Origin of the sequence: Shewanella sp. 10N.286.54.B9, assembly GCF_041468565.1 — a bacterium.
GTDB lineage: Bacteria > Pseudomonadota > Gammaproteobacteria > Enterobacterales > Shewanellaceae > Shewanella.
The window spans coordinates 47,401-64,230 of the sequence record NZ_JBFRIY010000047.1 but is presented as its reverse complement, the minus strand read 5'-3'; the positions used below and the strand labels follow the sequence as shown (position 1 = coordinate 64,230).

At 42.8% G+C, this 16,830-nt stretch carries 12 protein-coding genes; 2 read left to right on the top strand and 10 right to left on the bottom strand.

What is annotated here, in order from left to right:
• Positions 1-71 precede the first annotated feature (71 nt).
• The 6 genes from prpC to AB4135_RS16970 all read right to left on the bottom strand — a co-directional run bounded on the left by prpC (position 72) and on the right by AB4135_RS16970 (position 8,542).
• On the bottom strand, positions 72-1,196 hold the full coding sequence (gene prpC / locus AB4135_RS16995; protein WP_371994654.1) for a 2-methylcitrate synthase: 1,125 nt from the start codon (positions 1,194-1,196) through the stop codon (positions 72-74).
• Between the two features lie 178 nt (positions 1,197-1,374).
• On the bottom strand, positions 1,375-2,253 hold the full coding sequence (gene prpB / locus AB4135_RS16990) for a methylisocitrate lyase (RefSeq protein WP_371994653.1): 879 nt from the start codon (positions 2,251-2,253) through the stop codon (positions 1,375-1,377).
• Between the two features lie 129 nt (positions 2,254-2,382).
• Positions 2,383-3,042 (bottom strand): GntR family transcriptional regulator, encoded by a 660-nt coding sequence (locus AB4135_RS16985; RefSeq protein ID WP_371994652.1) that lies wholly within the window; start codon positions 3,040-3,042, stop codon positions 2,383-2,385.
• Between the two features lie 480 nt (positions 3,043-3,522).
• Positions 3,523-4,035, bottom strand: a complete 513-nt coding sequence (locus AB4135_RS16980) for a hypothetical protein (RefSeq protein ID WP_371994651.1) — start codon at positions 4,033-4,035, stop codon at positions 3,523-3,525.
• A gap of 293 nt (positions 4,036-4,328) precedes the next feature.
• Positions 4,329-7,439, bottom strand: a complete 3,111-nt coding sequence (locus AB4135_RS16975) for an efflux RND transporter permease subunit (RefSeq protein ID WP_408019751.1) — start codon at positions 7,437-7,439, stop codon at positions 4,329-4,331.
• Positions 7,439-8,542: an efflux RND transporter periplasmic adaptor subunit gene (locus AB4135_RS16970; protein WP_371994650.1), complete on the bottom strand. Its 1,104-nt coding sequence runs from the start codon at positions 8,540-8,542 to the stop codon at positions 7,439-7,441. Before AB4135_RS16970 ends, AB4135_RS16975 begins: the two co-directional genes overlap by 1 nt.
• Before the next feature lie 503 nt (positions 8,543-9,045).
• Here AB4135_RS16970 and AB4135_RS16965 point away from each other — a divergent pair.
• Together AB4135_RS16965 and AB4135_RS16960 are read left to right on the top strand one after the other, a co-directional pair.
• Positions 9,046-9,642, top strand: a complete 597-nt coding sequence (locus AB4135_RS16965) for a YegS/Rv2252/BmrU family lipid kinase (protein WP_371994649.1) — start codon at positions 9,046-9,048, stop codon at positions 9,640-9,642.
• 18 nt (positions 9,643-9,660) lie between these two features.
• Entirely contained in the window at positions 9,661-10,011 is a 351-nt protein-coding gene (locus AB4135_RS16960; protein ID WP_371994666.1) for a hypothetical protein, read from the top strand.
• A gap of 82 nt (positions 10,012-10,093) precedes the next feature.
• Here AB4135_RS16960 and AB4135_RS16955 read toward each other — a convergent pair whose 3' ends face one another.
• The 4 genes from AB4135_RS16955 to AB4135_RS16940 all read right to left on the bottom strand — a co-directional run bounded on the left by AB4135_RS16955 (position 10,094) and on the right by AB4135_RS16940 (position 16,771).
• The gene (locus AB4135_RS16955) at positions 10,094-11,569 is read right to left on the bottom strand and encodes an efflux transporter outer membrane subunit (RefSeq protein WP_371994648.1); all 1,476 of its coding nucleotides are present in this window, start codon (positions 11,567-11,569) and stop codon (positions 10,094-10,096) included.
• A 1-nt stretch (position 11,570) separates the two neighbouring features.
• The gene (locus AB4135_RS16950; protein WP_371994647.1) at positions 11,571-14,666 is read right to left on the bottom strand and encodes an efflux RND transporter permease subunit; all 3,096 of its coding nucleotides are present in this window, start codon (positions 14,664-14,666) and stop codon (positions 11,571-11,573) included.
• A gap of 8 nt (positions 14,667-14,674) precedes the next feature.
• Positions 14,675-15,790 (bottom strand): efflux RND transporter periplasmic adaptor subunit, encoded by a 1,116-nt coding sequence (locus AB4135_RS16945; RefSeq protein WP_371994646.1) that lies wholly within the window; start codon positions 15,788-15,790, stop codon positions 14,675-14,677.
• 93 nt (positions 15,791-15,883) lie between these two features.
• Positions 15,884-16,771 carry a LysR family transcriptional regulator gene (locus AB4135_RS16940; RefSeq protein ID WP_371994645.1) on the bottom strand — a complete coding sequence of 296 codons (888 nt, stop codon included), beginning with the start codon at positions 16,769-16,771 and terminating at the stop codon, positions 15,884-15,886.
• Positions 16,772-16,830: the final 59 nt, after the last annotated feature.

Here is a 16,830-nt window from a genome sequence, read left to right as displayed (position 1 = left end):
ATATCTTTTATTATTATAAAGATAATCAAATTAAAGGCAGTAAAACACTGCCTTTATTAAAACTACTATGATTATCTTTCACCAATAGCGACAACCTTACGTGGTTCACTGCCAGTGTAATCTGCACTTGGACGAATGATACGGTTGTTTGAGCGTTGCTCCATCACATGTGCAGCCCAGCCCGTTAAGCGCGAGCATACAAATATAGGTGTGAATAATTTAGTTGGAATGCCCATGAAATGGTAAGCAGACGCATGGAAGAAATCAGCATTACAAAATAGCTTCTTGCTGTCCCACATAAACTCTTCACACGCGACTGAGATATCATAGAGCGATGTATCCCCATTCTCAGCAGCTAGCTTTTCAGACCACGCTTTGATGATCACATTACGTGGATCAGAGGTGCGGTAAATCGCGTGACCAAAGCCCATGATCTTCTCTTTGCGCTCAAGCATACCTGCCATTTGTGCTTTAGCATCGCTTGGCGAGCTAAACTGCTGGATCATATCCATCGCAGCTTCGTTTGCGCCGCCATGCAGTGGTCCACGCAAGGTACCAATCGCTCCAGTAATGCAAGAGTACATATCTGATAACGTAGAAGCACATACGCGTGCAGTAAAGGTTGATGCATTAAACTCATGCTCAGCATAAAGGATTAACGATACGTCCATCACGCGTCTATGTTGCTCAGAAGGAGCTTTACCATTGAGCAAATGTAGGAAGTGACCGCCAATTGAATCTTCATTAGTCACACAATCAATCTCTACACCATCATGGGAGAACTTGTACCAGTAACACATAATTGCCGGAAATGCTGCCAGCAGGCGATTAGCTGCTTTGTTCTGCTCACTAAAGTCGTTTTCAGGTTCGAGATTACCTAAGAAGGAGCAACCTGTGCGCATAACATCCATTGGATGTGCATCAGCAGGAATACGCTGCAGAACTTCTTTTAATGCTTGAGGTAAGTCGCGCTGAGCGAACAGTTCAGTCTTATAATGGTCAAGCTGAGTTTGATTCGGTAGTTCACCATTAAACAACAGGTAGGCCACCTCCTCAAATGTAGCGTTGTCAGCAAGATCAGAAACATCATAACCACAATAAGTTAAACCTGAACCTGATTTACCCACTGTACAAAGTGCTGTTTCACCTGCACTTTGACCACGAAGACCCGCACCACTCAATTTTTTATCAACCATGACTGTATTCCTTTTCAATTTGTATTGCTGGTGGCTTAACATTAAATACTAAGCCCCGCATTTTTAAATTTTTTTGCTTATGCCAGCTCCTCTATGCTGCGAGGTTTAATAGCTAACACAAGTTGTAAGGTTCGGCTGCCTAGCGGCAGCCATTTGCACTGACTAAACGTGTTACTAATTAGAGGTTCTTACCTTCAGCGAACAAGCTATCTAGCTTCTGCTCATAATCGTGATAACCAAGGTAATCATAAAGATCCATGCGTGTTTGCATTGAATCAACCACAGCTTTTTGATCGCCATGTTCTAGAATCGAGCTGTACACCATCTCAGCCGCTTTGTTCATTGCTCTAAACGCACTCAATGGATACAGCACCATTGATGCGCCCCACTCACCTAGCTGCTCTTTATTCCACAGTTCGGTTTGTCCAAACTCAGTAATGTTGGCAAGAATGGGTACATCCAGTGCATCGCTAAATGCGCGGTAATGCGCTTCAGTCTTGACCGCTTCGGCAAAAATACCGTCAGCACCTGCAGCGACATAAGCCTTAGCACGCGCTATTGCCGCTTCTAATCCTTCTTGTGCGAAAGAGTCAGTACGCGCCATGATGAAAAAATCAGGATCTGTACGTGCATCTACAGCTGCCTTTATTCGATCAACCATCTCTTCAGTTGATACGATCTCTTTATTCGGGCGGTGACCACAACGCTTCTGCGCAACTTGGTCTTCCATGTGCACAGCAGCTGCGCCTGCTTTTTCCATATCACGAATGGTTTTAGCGATATTAAATGCGCCGCCCCAACCAGTGTCGATATCAACTAACAAAGGTAAGTCACAAGCAGAAGTTATACGCTGTACATCTACAATCACGTCATTGAGTGAGGTCATGCCCAGATCAGGTAAACCATAAGAGGCATTAGCGACACCGCCACCTGATAGATATATCGCTTGATGGCCAATTTTCTTTGCCATCATGGCCGAATAAGCATTAATGGTACCGACTATTTGTAATGGACTATTGGCTGCTAAGGCCTCACGGAATTTCTTACCTGCGCTCATGTGATGCTCCCTTTGTTATGGCTCAGCTAACTTGTATCAACTCATTGCTGGTACAAGCTAGATCAGAGAAAAATATTATTAGTGATTTAACTGTCTATTGATTACAACTTTATGTTTCAAGATTAAATTCTATAAATTCAGCTTATTTTCAATACTCGACTTAGAGTAAAGAATGTGGCGCCGCATCAACATCTCGGCAAGTTCTGCATCGCGATTACAGATAGCTTGAACAATATGTTTATGCTCATCGAAAGCCGTTGTTACCCTTGGGCCACTCATTCCTAATTGCACACGGTACATACGTACTAAGTGATAAATGCCGTCTGTTAACATAGAGATAAGGTGCTTATTTTTACTGCCGAGGATGATTCGGTAATGAAAATCGACATCTCCTGCTTCCTGATAATAAGTTTGACCGGACTGAACTTTATCGGAATGACTATTGAGTAATAATTGCAGGTCGGCGATTTCATGATCGGTCATATTTTGCGCTGCAAGTCGGGCCGCCATTCCCTCTAATGACTCCCTAACCTGATAAAGCTCTAATAGACCTTCCGCGGTTAACGTTACCACCCTTGCGCCTACGTTTGCCTTACGCTCTACTAAGTGACTGGCTTCTAGACGATTTATCGCTTCTCTGACAACCGCACGGCTCACAGCATATTTTGTCGACAATTCTGTTTCACTGAGCTTAGAACCAGCCTCGACATCGCCTTCTACGATGTCTTTACGCAGTTGGAAAAAAGTCTTATCAGCTGCAGTTATCGGTTGTTCTGTGAAAAATGTCATATATGTAGACTTGCAAGATAAACATTAGATTGTCGACAATTTAGCGGTATTATGTGATCGAGTCAACACTTTATAGGAATATTGTCGACAACTCTTTAGTAAAGTCAGCACAACGATCTTGGTAACAATTACGGTGATAAAGGCAGGTTTAGTTTACAATAAAAGTGTTCAGCCTAGCGCTTATTCAAATTGTGCCGCGAGCGAAAATCAGGGGGAATAAAACAATATTAACAAATAGTTATCAACAATACTCCTAACATAATCCTACTCGTTGCTAGCATGCTACATAGAGCAGTTCAATCTTTAATGAGCAAGTAAAAGTCTATGTAAATAACAAGTACTTTATAGGGTTAAAGCCTAGCTATTGTTTATAAGTGTCGACAATATTAGCCTAAAGTACAAGTGTCACCGATATAGAAAGCACGGCTTATAATGTGGTTATGCGCATATCGCCAGATAATGTAAAAAGATAGTAGTCAGCTAATACTGCTCAATTAGACGAGTTATGGTCATCGTTGATAACGAAGGTGATACGATTTCACTTTCGATTAAAGCGGCGTCGTACATGCCCTGATACTTGGTCATAGTAACGGCAAACGCTACCTCAGACTCTGCAGTCAATAGCCGCTGCTCAGCATGTTCAACGGCGGTAATAGCGCGCGTATACTCATGTGGATCATAGGTGCTTAGTTGATGTTGGCTTGTCATATCAAAAGTGTCACGATACTTGCGTGCCTCAGCGGCGGCCAACTGAGCGCGATACTTCAACAATTCTGCTTTAGCCTCGGTTAAATGTTGTTGCTTACATAACAATCCGCAATTTCTATCAATAATAGTGTGACTACTCTCTAGTCGAAATTGGCTATTATCAACGCCACCAGACACTGTTGCGATATGTTGACCAGCCCCACTAAGTGCGATTGCGATTGCAATTGCGATTGCCATAGCCACACACACTAAAAATATTACATTGATAACATCATTTTTGATCATTAGTGTGCTCTCTTAGCCCGTCTTCATGACGTCAAAATCTAAACCTAGGTTGTCGTTATAACAGTCAATATACGCCGTTAATTACAAAGTCATACTCGTAACAATACTAGGAAAACACTTAAGCTAACTAGACTTTGATACGGCTCAAAACTAACCCCGTAAATATGAGTTAATACAGCCAATTGGCTTGCAAAAACGTTATTGTTCCCCCGTTAAAAATGATGTTATTTATTGCCACAAAAAAGCCGCACTCAGCTTAAGCGAAGTGCGGCTTTATTTTATTTATTTAACTCTTATGCGTTACGAACCCTATGAATAACCGTATACATTACAGGTGTAACAATCAGCGTAAGAATCGTTGCAAATGTCAGTCCGGCCATCATAGCCACCGCCATCGCTTGGAAAAATCCATCAGTGATTAACGGGATCATGCCAAGAACCGTGGTTACCGCCGCCATACTCACTGGGCGAACCCTAGATACCGAGGCATCGATGACCGCTTGATAATCCTCTTTGCCCTCATGGATCTGCAGCTTTATCTCCTCAACTAACACAATTGCATTTTTAATCAACATACCTGTCAAACTCATTGTCCCGAGCAGCGCTAAGAACGTAAAAGGCATATTTGCGGTATATAGCCCGACAACCACACCGATGATGGCAAATGGGACAACAGTCCAAATAACTGCAGCATCTTTAAATGAGCTAAAGAGCAATACCGTAATAAGGATCATTACAACATAGCCGCCGCCTAGCTTTTCACCCAAAGCAACTAATGCATCCATTGAAGTTTCATGTTTACCGCCCCAATGCATCGAATAGCCCTCTGGCAGCTCGATAGCTTCAACCTCTGCCATAAATGACTTTTGCACTGCTGCAGTGGTAAGCGATCCCATTTGATCTTCATCCGTCATTGCCATAATAGTTCGGGTACGGTCACGGCGCATAATAACCGGATCTTCAAACTCAATATCAAAGCGATGAACAACCTGAGACAAACTCACATATTTGTTAAGCTGATGACTCCAAATCTGCAACTCCATAACGCCGTTTATATCAGTGCGCTCAAACTCTGGTGGACGCACAATGATAGGCATTAGATCGGAACCATCACGATACAAACCGACACTTCGACCTGAGAAATTCGCCAGTAACACGCTATCAACTTGTGCTTTACTGATCCCTAATACTCGTGCCGCTTCTACGTTAAATACAGGTCGAACAACCTTAGTGCGCTCACGCCAATCATCACGAACCGCGGTAGTGCCTTCGTATGAAGCCATAATCGCTTTAGCTTGTGCTGACAGATCACGTAATACGTCAGGATCTTCACCCTGGAAACGCGCTTCAATTCTGCCATCTGGAGCTGGCCCCATTTCGAAGCGCTTAAAATTGTAGTTCGCTCCAGCAAAATTTGATTCAAGCATGCCGCGTACATCTCGCATTACGTCTAACAGCTTGTCCATGTCTTTCACGGTAATCATTAAATTGCCGTAGTTGTTATATAACTTCTCTGGCTTATAGGCCAACATGAAGCGAACATGTCCTCCGCCGACACTTGAAGCAACTTGAGTCACTTCTGGATGGCTAAGTACCAAAGCTTCCATCGCTTTAATTTCTGCTGCGGTTGAGCGGATGTCCGTATTGTACGGTAGCCAGGTATCAACCATAAATTTAGGTAAATTCATCGGCGGGAAGAATTCATTCTTCAACATACCAAAGCCTTTTACTGAGCCTAAGAGTAATATAATCAGTAACAGCATGGTTTTCTTGCGATGGCGTATACACCCTTGTAAGAATTTTCTATACGAAGTGAACACAACACCTTTATAGGGATCAACCTCTTCGCCTTCTACAGCAGGCTTTTCATTTTTGAAAAACATAGCAGATAAGAATGGCGTAGTCGTTATCGCGGTAACCCAGCTTAAAGTTAACGAAATGAGTACTACCCAGAATAGTGTGCCTATTAGCTCACCAGAAATATCTTCAGACAATCCAATCGGTGCAAAGGCGGTTACCGCAATAACGGTCGCGCCAAGTAATGGCCATTTAGTTTGTTCGACAATATCAATAGCAGCACGAAAGCGATTCTTGCCCCTTTGCATGCCAACTAATATTCCCTCAACCACAACAATGGCGTTATCAACTAGCATACCTAGCGCAATGATTAAGGCCCCTAAAGAGATCCGTTGCAGATCGATTCCCATCTGCTCCATAAAGATAAAGGTGCCGGTTACAGAAAGGACTAGGACGATACCGATAATGACACCGCTTTTTAAACCCATTGTCAGCAGCAGTACTGCAATTACAATCGCGACAGCTTCTACAAGACTCCAGACAAATCCATCAACCGCTTTCTCAACTTGCACCGGTTGGTTATAGATGTTCTCCATCTCAATACCAATAGGCTGTTTGTTGAGCATGCTATCGATATGTGCTTGTACCCGGTTCCCAACTGCAATCACATTTTCACCCGGCATAAACGATACACCGAACTCTAGTGCAGGCAGGCCGTTCATAGACATAAGCTTTGTTGGTACTTCCACATAGCCACGGCTAATTTCAGCTACATCACCCAGTAAAATTCTGCTGTCAGAGCCCGCGGGACTAATGACCAAATCTCTCAGTTCACTAATATCCTGAAACTCACCAGTAGGAAATAGTCTTACCGTGTCATTTTGGATCCTAATTCGACCAGCATTAGAAACCGAGTTTTGGTTCTTAAGCAATGCGGCAACATGGTCAATGGGTATATTCAATGCAGAGAGTTTACTATTAGAAATCTCAACAAATACTTGTTGTTGTTGAACACCACCTATAACAACTTTGCTTACACCATCAAGAGTGACCACATCACGTCTAAGTTGATCGGCGAACTTCTCTAGTTCGGCCATATTGTAGCCTTTGCCAGTGATCCCCCAGATCATGCCATAGACATCACCAAAATCATCATTAACGATTGGTTTACTGGCCCCTGGTGGTAATGTTCGCAAGTCTCCAATTTTTCGGCGTACCTCATCCCAAATTTGAGGAAGATGTAAGCTGGTATACTCAGACTCCATCATCACATCGACTTGAGATAAGCCCGCTGTACTTACAGACTTTATCCACTTTACAGAAGGTAACTGCTGCAGTGCATTTTCAATTAGAAGCGTAACCTCCTCTTCAACCTGTTCAGGAGAAGCGCCTGGATAACTGGTTACAATCAATGCAGAACGAGGAGTAAACTCTGGATCTTCCAGTCTGCCTAGATCTTTAAAAGCTAAGATCCCGCCGACCAGCAATACCATGATTATCAGCCAACTCACTACCGAGTTGCGCATAGAGTAGCCAGCAATCCCGCCATCGCGGCACTCGTCTTCTACGTTTTCAGCCATTTTTGGTTGTTTCGACAAAGTAGACATTAAATACCTCGCTCACGCTGTAGTTCTTTAACTTGCTGATTTTCAGTGATTAAATAAGTTCCAGCCGTCACTACTTTGTCCCCAGCAACTAAACCAGAATCAATCACAGCTCCGTTTGACAAGAAACGGACAACATTCACTTCACGCAGGTGAGTTTTATTAGCTGAATCAACAACCCAAACGTACTCTTTATCATCACTAAGCTTTAAATGTTCTGGGCTAAATAATGCACTCATTGGTGCGATGACAATGTTATCGTTTGCGAGTGAATCATCAGCAATAACTGTATTAACAGTGGCGCTCATGCCAGGTAATGCACGCATGTCCTCTGGCACATTAACTGACAAAGTAACTCGAAAGCTCAATGCACCTAATGTCGCCGACTTACGCATCTCTTTAAACGTCGCTTTCATAGGTCTATTCGGGTAACTATCGAGCAAAACTTGGGTGGTAATTGCTTTAAATTTTTCAGGGTCAAACTGATTTAACAATTTTTCTGGTAGGTCGAATTGAATATCACTTAAGCTATCATTTTGAAACTCGATGATTGCTTGAGTTGCAGCGATATGATCATGATTTTCACCATGCATTTTAGCGATGACACCATCATAAGGGGCATAAATCTTGGTGTATTTTAAATTTTGCGTTGCTCTATCAAGTCTCGCTTTCGCCATTAGCATTTCAGCACGAGATGTATCATATTCAGCTTTAGTTGCTAATCCTTTAGGCACCAAGGTGGTATTTCTTTCATGTTGAGAAACTGCCAACTCATACTTAGCACTGGCATTATCTAAAACAATATTAAAATCGGTTGGATCAAGTTCAGCAACTAATGTACCTTTTTTAACCCTATCCCCTTCGCTAACATAATGGTTAGTGATTTGACCTGATACTCTAAAAGCGAGATCCGTACTTTCATTGGCAGCAACTTGAGCAGGAAAAGAACGCTCTATGCTAGCAGCCATACTTTCTATTACAGCCATTTTTACAGGGCGTACAATATCAGTACTTTTAGGCTCTGTTTTAGATTCGGCGCAACCTAATAATGAGGTGGTAGCAAGTGCAATTGTTGTTAAAAGTAACCGCTTAGTTATGATTGTCATGAATACTCCGCAAGAACAAAACTCATGAGCTAAAACGCAAAGATTGTTTTCAATATGCCGATTAAATAGATCCCCACCTACAACGGCTTATTGTCATAACGTCAAAATCTAGGTTATACCTTTGATTTTAATGAATAATAAACTATCTACGTTTAGCTCATATTTTAATAATGGCGGAATATTAGCAATATAATTTGTATTAGGCAGCGCGCCACAACGCACTACATCAATAACAGGAGGTTTTACTAGTGATAACAGCTAACTAGAATTTGTACGTTAATACAGCAGATTATTAACCTTTCTAAAGCAATAAATTGCAAAATCAAACGCGCTGAACCTACTCATTTGTCCAGTATAGAAATATCAACCTAGCAATCTATAACGAAGTACGTATATTTTAAGCGAAATCGTTACCTACTTGAGCTGGCTAGCCATTGCCCGTATTAGCTTATTGAAAAAACGCACAAAGTCCTTCAAATTTAAACGATTCGCTAGCATAATTAATGTTAATACTCATCGCAGAGAAGCTTTTATTTATGGCCATGTTGATCCTTAATGGAAAAAAAGCCGGTTTAACAGAGATCAGGCAAAGTGTTAATACACTCAGGCAGCAAGGCTATAGTATTGAAGTGCGATGTACATGGGAGTCAGGTGATGTCGCACGTTTTGTTAAAGAAGCAACACTGTCAAACATAACAAGAATCATTGCAGGCGGAGGAGATGGAACGGTTAACGAATTGGTTGCTGCCATTGCGACTCTAAAGCAAGATGCAGACGAGATGCTAGTTTCTCAACTCAATAAAAGTGAGATTGCGATACTGCCGTTAGGCACCGCCAATGATTTTGCCACGGCCTGCCAAATACCGACAGACGTAGAAGCAGCTTTGGAGCTTGCGCTCACAGGTAAAGCCTACTCGATTGATATCGCTCAAGCGAATGAGCGTTATTTTATCAATGTCGCATCCGCAGGCTTTGGCGCTCAGGTTACTGTTGATACACCTGTAGAACTGAAAGATCTTTTGGGTGGGCAAGCTTACTTCATATCAGGTTTAGTTCAGGCACTGAATTTCAGTCCCTACCAAGGAAAGTTCACCGCTTAACTCGCTAACGGACAGCAAATTAGCCAAGAGGGAGCAGGTTTATTGGGTGCTGTTTGTAATGGTCGGTTAGCAGGAGGTGGCCAAAAACTCGCACCCGATGCACTATTGAATGATGGTTTGCTCGATGTATTTCTAGTGAGCCACTTTCCCAGCACAGCGCTGAAACAGGTTATTGATGAGCTTATCGATACCAGTATTAATGGTGAATATGTCACTAGGATGCAAGTCACCAGTATTGTACTTGAATCGACTCACCCTTTACCTGTAAACCTTGATGGTGAACCGACTTTGAGCCACAAACACACGATGTCAATCATCCCCAATGCTGTTTCTTTAGTGCTACCAACCGGCTCGCCAGTGCTCAGTTAGATATCGAATCAACAAAAAAGCAGCACTCAGTGCTGCTTTTTTGTTGAATTAAGCCCGCTGCTTAACGAGTATATATGTTAAATCATTGGGTTATCGCATCGTTGACCTGCCAATTACCCCCTAGCGCTTTGTGCAGTGCTATTGTCATGTTGGCGGTTTGAAGTTTGGCGGCGACCACTCGATCGCGCATCATATTTTGTTGGCGTTGTGCATCAAGAATAGATAAATAATCACTCAGCCCAGCTTTGTAAAGTGACTGAGCCTTATTAACCGCATTAGTGGTTTCGGCAGATGCTTCGCTCACCAAAGCCACATATTGCTGGCTCTGACCATAGCCATGAAGTAACGTTTCTACCTCTCCAAATGCTGCAATCACTGAATGCTGGTAACTCAATACGCTAGCGTCGAACCGCGCCTCTTGCATCTCGACAATGGCATCGCCTCTGCCGCCATCAAACACATTCCAACTGATGCCCACACTACCAAGCCAAGACACTGAATCACTGTTAAATAGATCGTCAAAATCTTTGGCCAGTACACCTGGAGATCCCGTTAAAAACACTTTTGGATACTGCGCTGCAACGGCCGCAGCACGCTCTTCATTTAAAGCCGCCATCTCTCTCTCGGCAATGCGAATATCTGGACGACGTTGTAACAGATCCGCAGGCAAACCTGTTGGGATGATGCCACTAAAGTTTGGTAGTGGTTTTTCTTGCTCAAATCGAGAATGACTCTGCTTTGGTGTTTCTCCCAGTAAAATGGCCAAGCGCTGTAAATGAACATTTTCGGCGATTTCTAGCTGTGGGATCACAGCTTTTGTCGCCGCCAGTGCCGCTTTAGCTCTTGATTCGTCTAGCTTTGAGCCATAACCGCTCTTTACCATTAACTTAACCAACTCTAGAGTTTTACTTTGATCATCACTGGTTTTTAACGCAATTTCTTTACGCTCTTGCGCCCCTCTCATCTGCAGATAATTATGGATCACATCAGAGGTGATCAAGGTAGTTAACCCTTCACGCATAATCACCATCTGTTCTTTACGAATAGCTGCGGCACTGGCTTGTCTATCAATTCGTCCGAAAAGGTCGACTTCCCAAGCAATGGTAGCACCCGCAAAGAAAGCGCTATTATTGTCGTCAACTAGCCCCAGTTCTTCTCCACTAACAGGATGTTTAGCGGTGATTGCACCACCGAGCAATGGGTCATTTTCACTTATCTGAAAATTACCGAACCCCGCGCCAATATTCACAGTCGGTACCTTAAATGACTCAATAGTACTTTGATAAGACTGTGCCATGCGGATCCGCTGCGCGGCGATTTTTAATGGAATGGCTTGATTTTGTGCATCAATAACAAGCTGATCAAGCGTTGGATCTTCAAAGCTCTTCCACCATGCATTATCTGTTTGCTGTGCATATTTTCCAGCTTGAGTTCCTTTAACGCCTTGATACAGATATTCACTTTCAAGTGAGCTTGTTGGCTGCGTATAATCTGGTCCAACAGCGCAACCTGAAAGCATCATTGCTATTGCTAGCGGCGCGAGTTTTATAAGTTTCATATTATTTTTGCTCCACTGTCGCAGTCGTTAAGGCCAATTCGTTATTGTTGTCATCTGCTTTACTTTCTTGCTCTAGTTGCTCTGAGTTTCTATAAAACAGGCAATAAAAGGCTGGCATAATAAACAGTGATAACAATGTTGCCGCTGCAAGTCCGCCAATGATCGTGGCAGCCATTTGGTCAAATAGTCGGTCACTGATTAACGGGATCATTCCTAAAGCAGTAGTTAATGCTCCCATTGAAATCGCCATGGTTCGATTTAACGTGGCAGACTTAACCGCTTCTCGTAATGGGATTTTCTTAGCTCGCTCGAGCTCAATTTGATCCATAAGTACTATGCCATTTTTAATGATCATTCCTGATAACGTCACCGCGCCGATTAGCGCCATAAAACCAAATGGCTTATCGAGCAACAGTAATGTCCATGTTGCACCAATAGCAGCTAGCGGCAGCGTGATTAAAATGATGATCGGTTGCTTAAAGCCATTAAACATTGCAACCATGATAACCACCATCATCAATAGTGCTTTTGGCATTTGACTTAAGGTGTCAGTAATCGCTCTATTTTCATCGTAGTATTCGCCGCCCCACTCAAAGCTATAACCCGCTGGTAATGCTATTGCTTCAATCTGATCCTTAATTTGATTTCTCACTTCAGCGGGTGTCGCATCAAATACATCTGCCTGCGCTGTTATGGTTGGCACTCGATTTCGACGCCAGATCATGCTCTCTTCTGATTTAAGCTCGAATTTATCGACCACTTGACCTAGCGGTACGCTATGAGTACCTAACAAAGACTTTACAGGCAGAGTATCTAAGTAACTGAGATCGGCGTTGGCACTCCTAAAACTGATTGGGATCATTTGATCACCTTGGTTTAACGTCCCGAGTGTTACTCCCTCCGATGCTCGCTTTAATGCTAAGGAAATATCAGTTCTGTTGATCCCCGCCCTGCGTGCTTGCTCTTGATTAATAACAGGTTCAATCACTTTGCTTTGTTGGCGCCAATCATCTCTTACCGATTTTGTATTGGCGTTAGCTTGCATGATTGCTTGTGCTTGGTTCGACAAGTCATGCAAGACTTCAGGGTCTTTGCCACTAAATCGCGCCTCAATGCTGAACTTATCTTTTGTCGCTAATTTAAGCGCTCTAAATCTAGGTTCAGAGTTAGCAAAATTTTGTGCTAACCAACTCTCCCCGCGTTTTGTTAATGGCTCTATCCCCTCAAAGTCTTTAACGTTGATGACAATCTGGCCGTAACTTGAGTCAAAAGGTTCAGGCTCAACAGTCACAGAGAACCTTGGAGCGCTCGCCCCTACATAGCTAGAAATGCTGCTTATTTCCGGTTGTTGTAATAACCAACCTTCAATTTTTTTCATGTCAGATGACGTTTTAGCTATATCTCCGCCATTAGGCTGCCAGTAATCTAAGAAAACCATGGGTCTGTCAGAGCTTGGAATAAAATTCACCGCAACATAAGGAACAGCCAGGGCAGTCACCAGTAACATCGGTACGACTAACGAAATAGCCTTAACTGGATTCATCACAGTCCAAACAACAGCTTGCTGATAACGACTGACTTTTTGTTGCTGTTGATCATTATTTAGCTTTGGCTTAATCCATAACCAGCATAAAAGTGGCGTAAGAGTGACCGCAACAATCCATGAAAATAGTAGTGAAGCGCAAATAATCAGAAACACTGAACTTGCAAATTCACCGGCATCAGTCTGTGAAAAAAGTACCGGAGTAGAACCCATAATGGCAATAATAGTTGCTGCCAGTAGCGGTTTTGAGGTTTCTTTAACTGAATCGATAGCCGCTTTTGTGCGTTCTACACCTTTGTTTAACTTAACGATAAACAGATCGGTAATAACAATTGCATTATCAACAAGCATACCCAAGGCCAGTACAAAAGTTCCTAGGGAAACACGTTGAAGATCTACGCCTGCGACGTACATATAGATAAATGTCAGCAAGATAGTAAACAGCAAGCTGCCGCCGACGATTGTGGCACTTTTAAAGCCCATAAAAATCAGCAAAACCGCAAATACAATCGCCACGCTTTCCAGTAAATTAGTCACGAAATCGGCAATAGACTTCTCAACTTCATCTGGTTGAAATGCGATGGTTCCGATCTCAATACCAACGGGCAACTCTTGTTGATACTCAGCAATAATTTGGCTCATTGTATCGCCAAGATTAACCACGTTGATGGCTTTGACTGGGCTAACAGCCAGGGTGACTGCTGTTTGACCGTTGTAACGGCTTATACTGGTTGCAGGCGTTTTGTAGGCTAAGCTAATATCTGCAATATCTCCGAGCCGAAGTAAACCAGTACTGTAACTACCGATCCCTCCTTTAATCGTTAGATTCTTAATATCCTCAATTGATTTAAAATCGCTGCTTTGCTGAACTCGAATACGTTCGCCACTGGCTTCGAAACTACCACTGTTATAAGTCAGATTTTGGGTTGTTAATTGATTAATCACTTGAGCAGAAGAGATCCCATATTGAGCTAAACGCTCTTCAGGTAGATCAACATAAATAGCTTGGTTTTGCACACCGTGCAGCTCAATTTTCTTAATACCATCCACTGTTTTAAAGCGGCGTTGGAGCTCCTTAGCATACTGACGTAGCTCTTCTGGTTCTGCGTTGTCACCGTAAACACTGAATAGCATGCCATAAACTTCAGAAAACTCATCTTGAACCACACTGATCTGGGCTGTTGCTGGCAATGTCAGTTTTACATCGCTCACTTTACGACGTAATAGATCCCACTGCTGAGGTAACTCATCAGAGTTAGTGGTTTCCTTTAGATCAATAAAAATCATTGAACTACCAGGGCGAGACAGTGAACGTAGTTTCCACATCGCGCCCATCTCTTGTAGTTTTGTCTCTACTTTATCAGTGACTTGCTCCTCAACCTCTTTTGCCGATGCACCTGGGTACAAGGTCACCACTACAGCACTTTTCACCGTAAATGAAGGGTCTTCAAGCTTACCAAGCTCAAAATAGGAGATCATCCCAACAATCACACATAGCACGCTAAAAAATATAACGAACAAACGTTGCCTAATTGCAAATTCTGCTAAATTCATAAACGCCTCTAGTAACTAACTTTCTTCGCGATGGTATTCTTTACAATTTGCAAAGGCTTAAGGTAGTGCACACCTGCTGTGACAATTGTGTCACCCGCTTGCAATGCGCCACTTATGCACACTCTATTGCTATGCACAGACTCAACCTCAACCACACGCTCGGTAATCTTTTCGTTCTCTATGACGTAAACGCTTTGAAGTTCACCCTCTCCTTTTAGTGAGGCTAAAGGAACACAAAAGGTATCTGTACTAGCATTAAGGTTGATGGTTACGCTAACTGATTTTCCTGGCAATGCACCTTGCTGGTTTTTATCCAGCACAAACTGTGCTTGGTAGGTTTGTTTGATTGGATCGGCAAGGGTGTTCATCTCTGTTAAATAAGCATTAATGGGCTGGTTATTGCCGTGCCAAGTAACGCTAGCCTGTTGGGATAGGGTCAAATTACCAATTAGGTTCTCGGGTACATCAATGATTGCTTTTAGCTCGTTGGGTTGATGTAAAGAGAATAAACCAGCGCCTGGTGACGTTTGCTCAAATGTTTGCTGGGTTTGCAGTCCGATCACGCCATTAAAAGGTGCCTTAAGCTCTGTATAATCGAGCGCGTCATTAGCCTTTTGTAGATTCTGAGTCACTACCTGTACCATAGCCAAACTACGCTGATATCCGCTTTGAGCTCTGTCTAAGTTAACTTCTGAGATAGCATCATCTGCGATAGCTTGGCTTACCCTATCAAGCTCAACTTTTGCCAATTGATGCGCAGCATTAGCTTCAGCCAGTCTTGCTTCTAGCTCAACAACGGTAACTTGGTAGTCATGGGGATCTAACCGAGCAATAACCTGCCCTTTATCCACCTTATCGCCGGTTTTAACCAGTATTGCTTCAATAGTACCCGGGACTTTAAAAGATAAGCTTGCGGTTTTTGTAGCCTCTAACACGCCGGTAAACTGCTTTGAATTTTGCAGCTGCTGATCGGTTAATGTTATAACTTGTACAGGGCGTTCAACTTTTTGCGGTTCAATATTGGCTTGGCTTGATGCTTGGCTACAACCAGAAAGGATTAGTAATGCTAGCGGTGCGATGGCGAATTTGCTGTTTAGTAGCTGTTTTGTATGTATGTGATTCATGATTCTCTCCCAATGAAACTATTGGGAGAGAGTGTATGTGTTTAACTTTACAAGATAATCCGCCTTTCACGCACTACACTGTCTCACAAAGCATTACAATCCTGCTCTTTTGGGGATTTCTTGTAATAAAAAGTCAATCAATAATCGAGTCGGTAGACTTATTCCTTTTCTATCGGGATAGATCAACCACACATCCTCTTTTTTAGATTCGTATTGCGGTAAGATCCTGACGATACGTTTGGCTTCAATAGCCGCTAAGGCAAACAATGGCGGCATAAAGCCTATCCCCTGCCCACCAACAATCGCACGCCTAACAAATCCCATATGATTACAGGTGAAACGACTATTTACCTGAACGGTCTCTGATATTAAGTCCCATTTATTATCTACGCTGCCGTCAGGCCAACGATAGCAAATTGCATCATGGTCAGACAGTTCCGCTAATGATTGCGGTTCGCCATGATTGGCTAAATATTCAGGACTGGCATAAATACCTCGCCCCAAACTGACAATTCTACGGGCGATAAAACCAGAGTCCTGCACCTTACCGGCATAAATAACAAAGTCTAACGCAAGCGCATAAATATCAGTTTCATAGTTATTAGTGATCCGCATATCCAGTTCTATATCGGGATAAAGTTGCTGAAATTTTGCTAATGCGGGTTGCAGCGCCTCATCACTTTCGGGCAGAAAGCCCACCTTAACTTTACCGACCGGTTTCTCATCGATATCATGCAACTTATTTTTAGCCTGCTCAAAGCCTTCAAGTACGGTGAGCAACTCGTGATAATAAGCCTCACCGTGTTGTGTTAAACGAAGTTGCCTAGTTGTACGAAAGAATAGTTGTGCATTTAACGACTTCTCTAGCTCGCCAATGCGTCGGCTAACATTGGCTCGCGGTAGATCTAAGGCATTAGCCGCTGCAGTAAAACTGCCCAATTTCACAACGATAGTAAATAATTTTAGATCTTCTATTCGCATACACTACCCAACTATTTTTAGAGTTTTTGTCGCATTAGCCTAAATTAACTTTGTTGTAG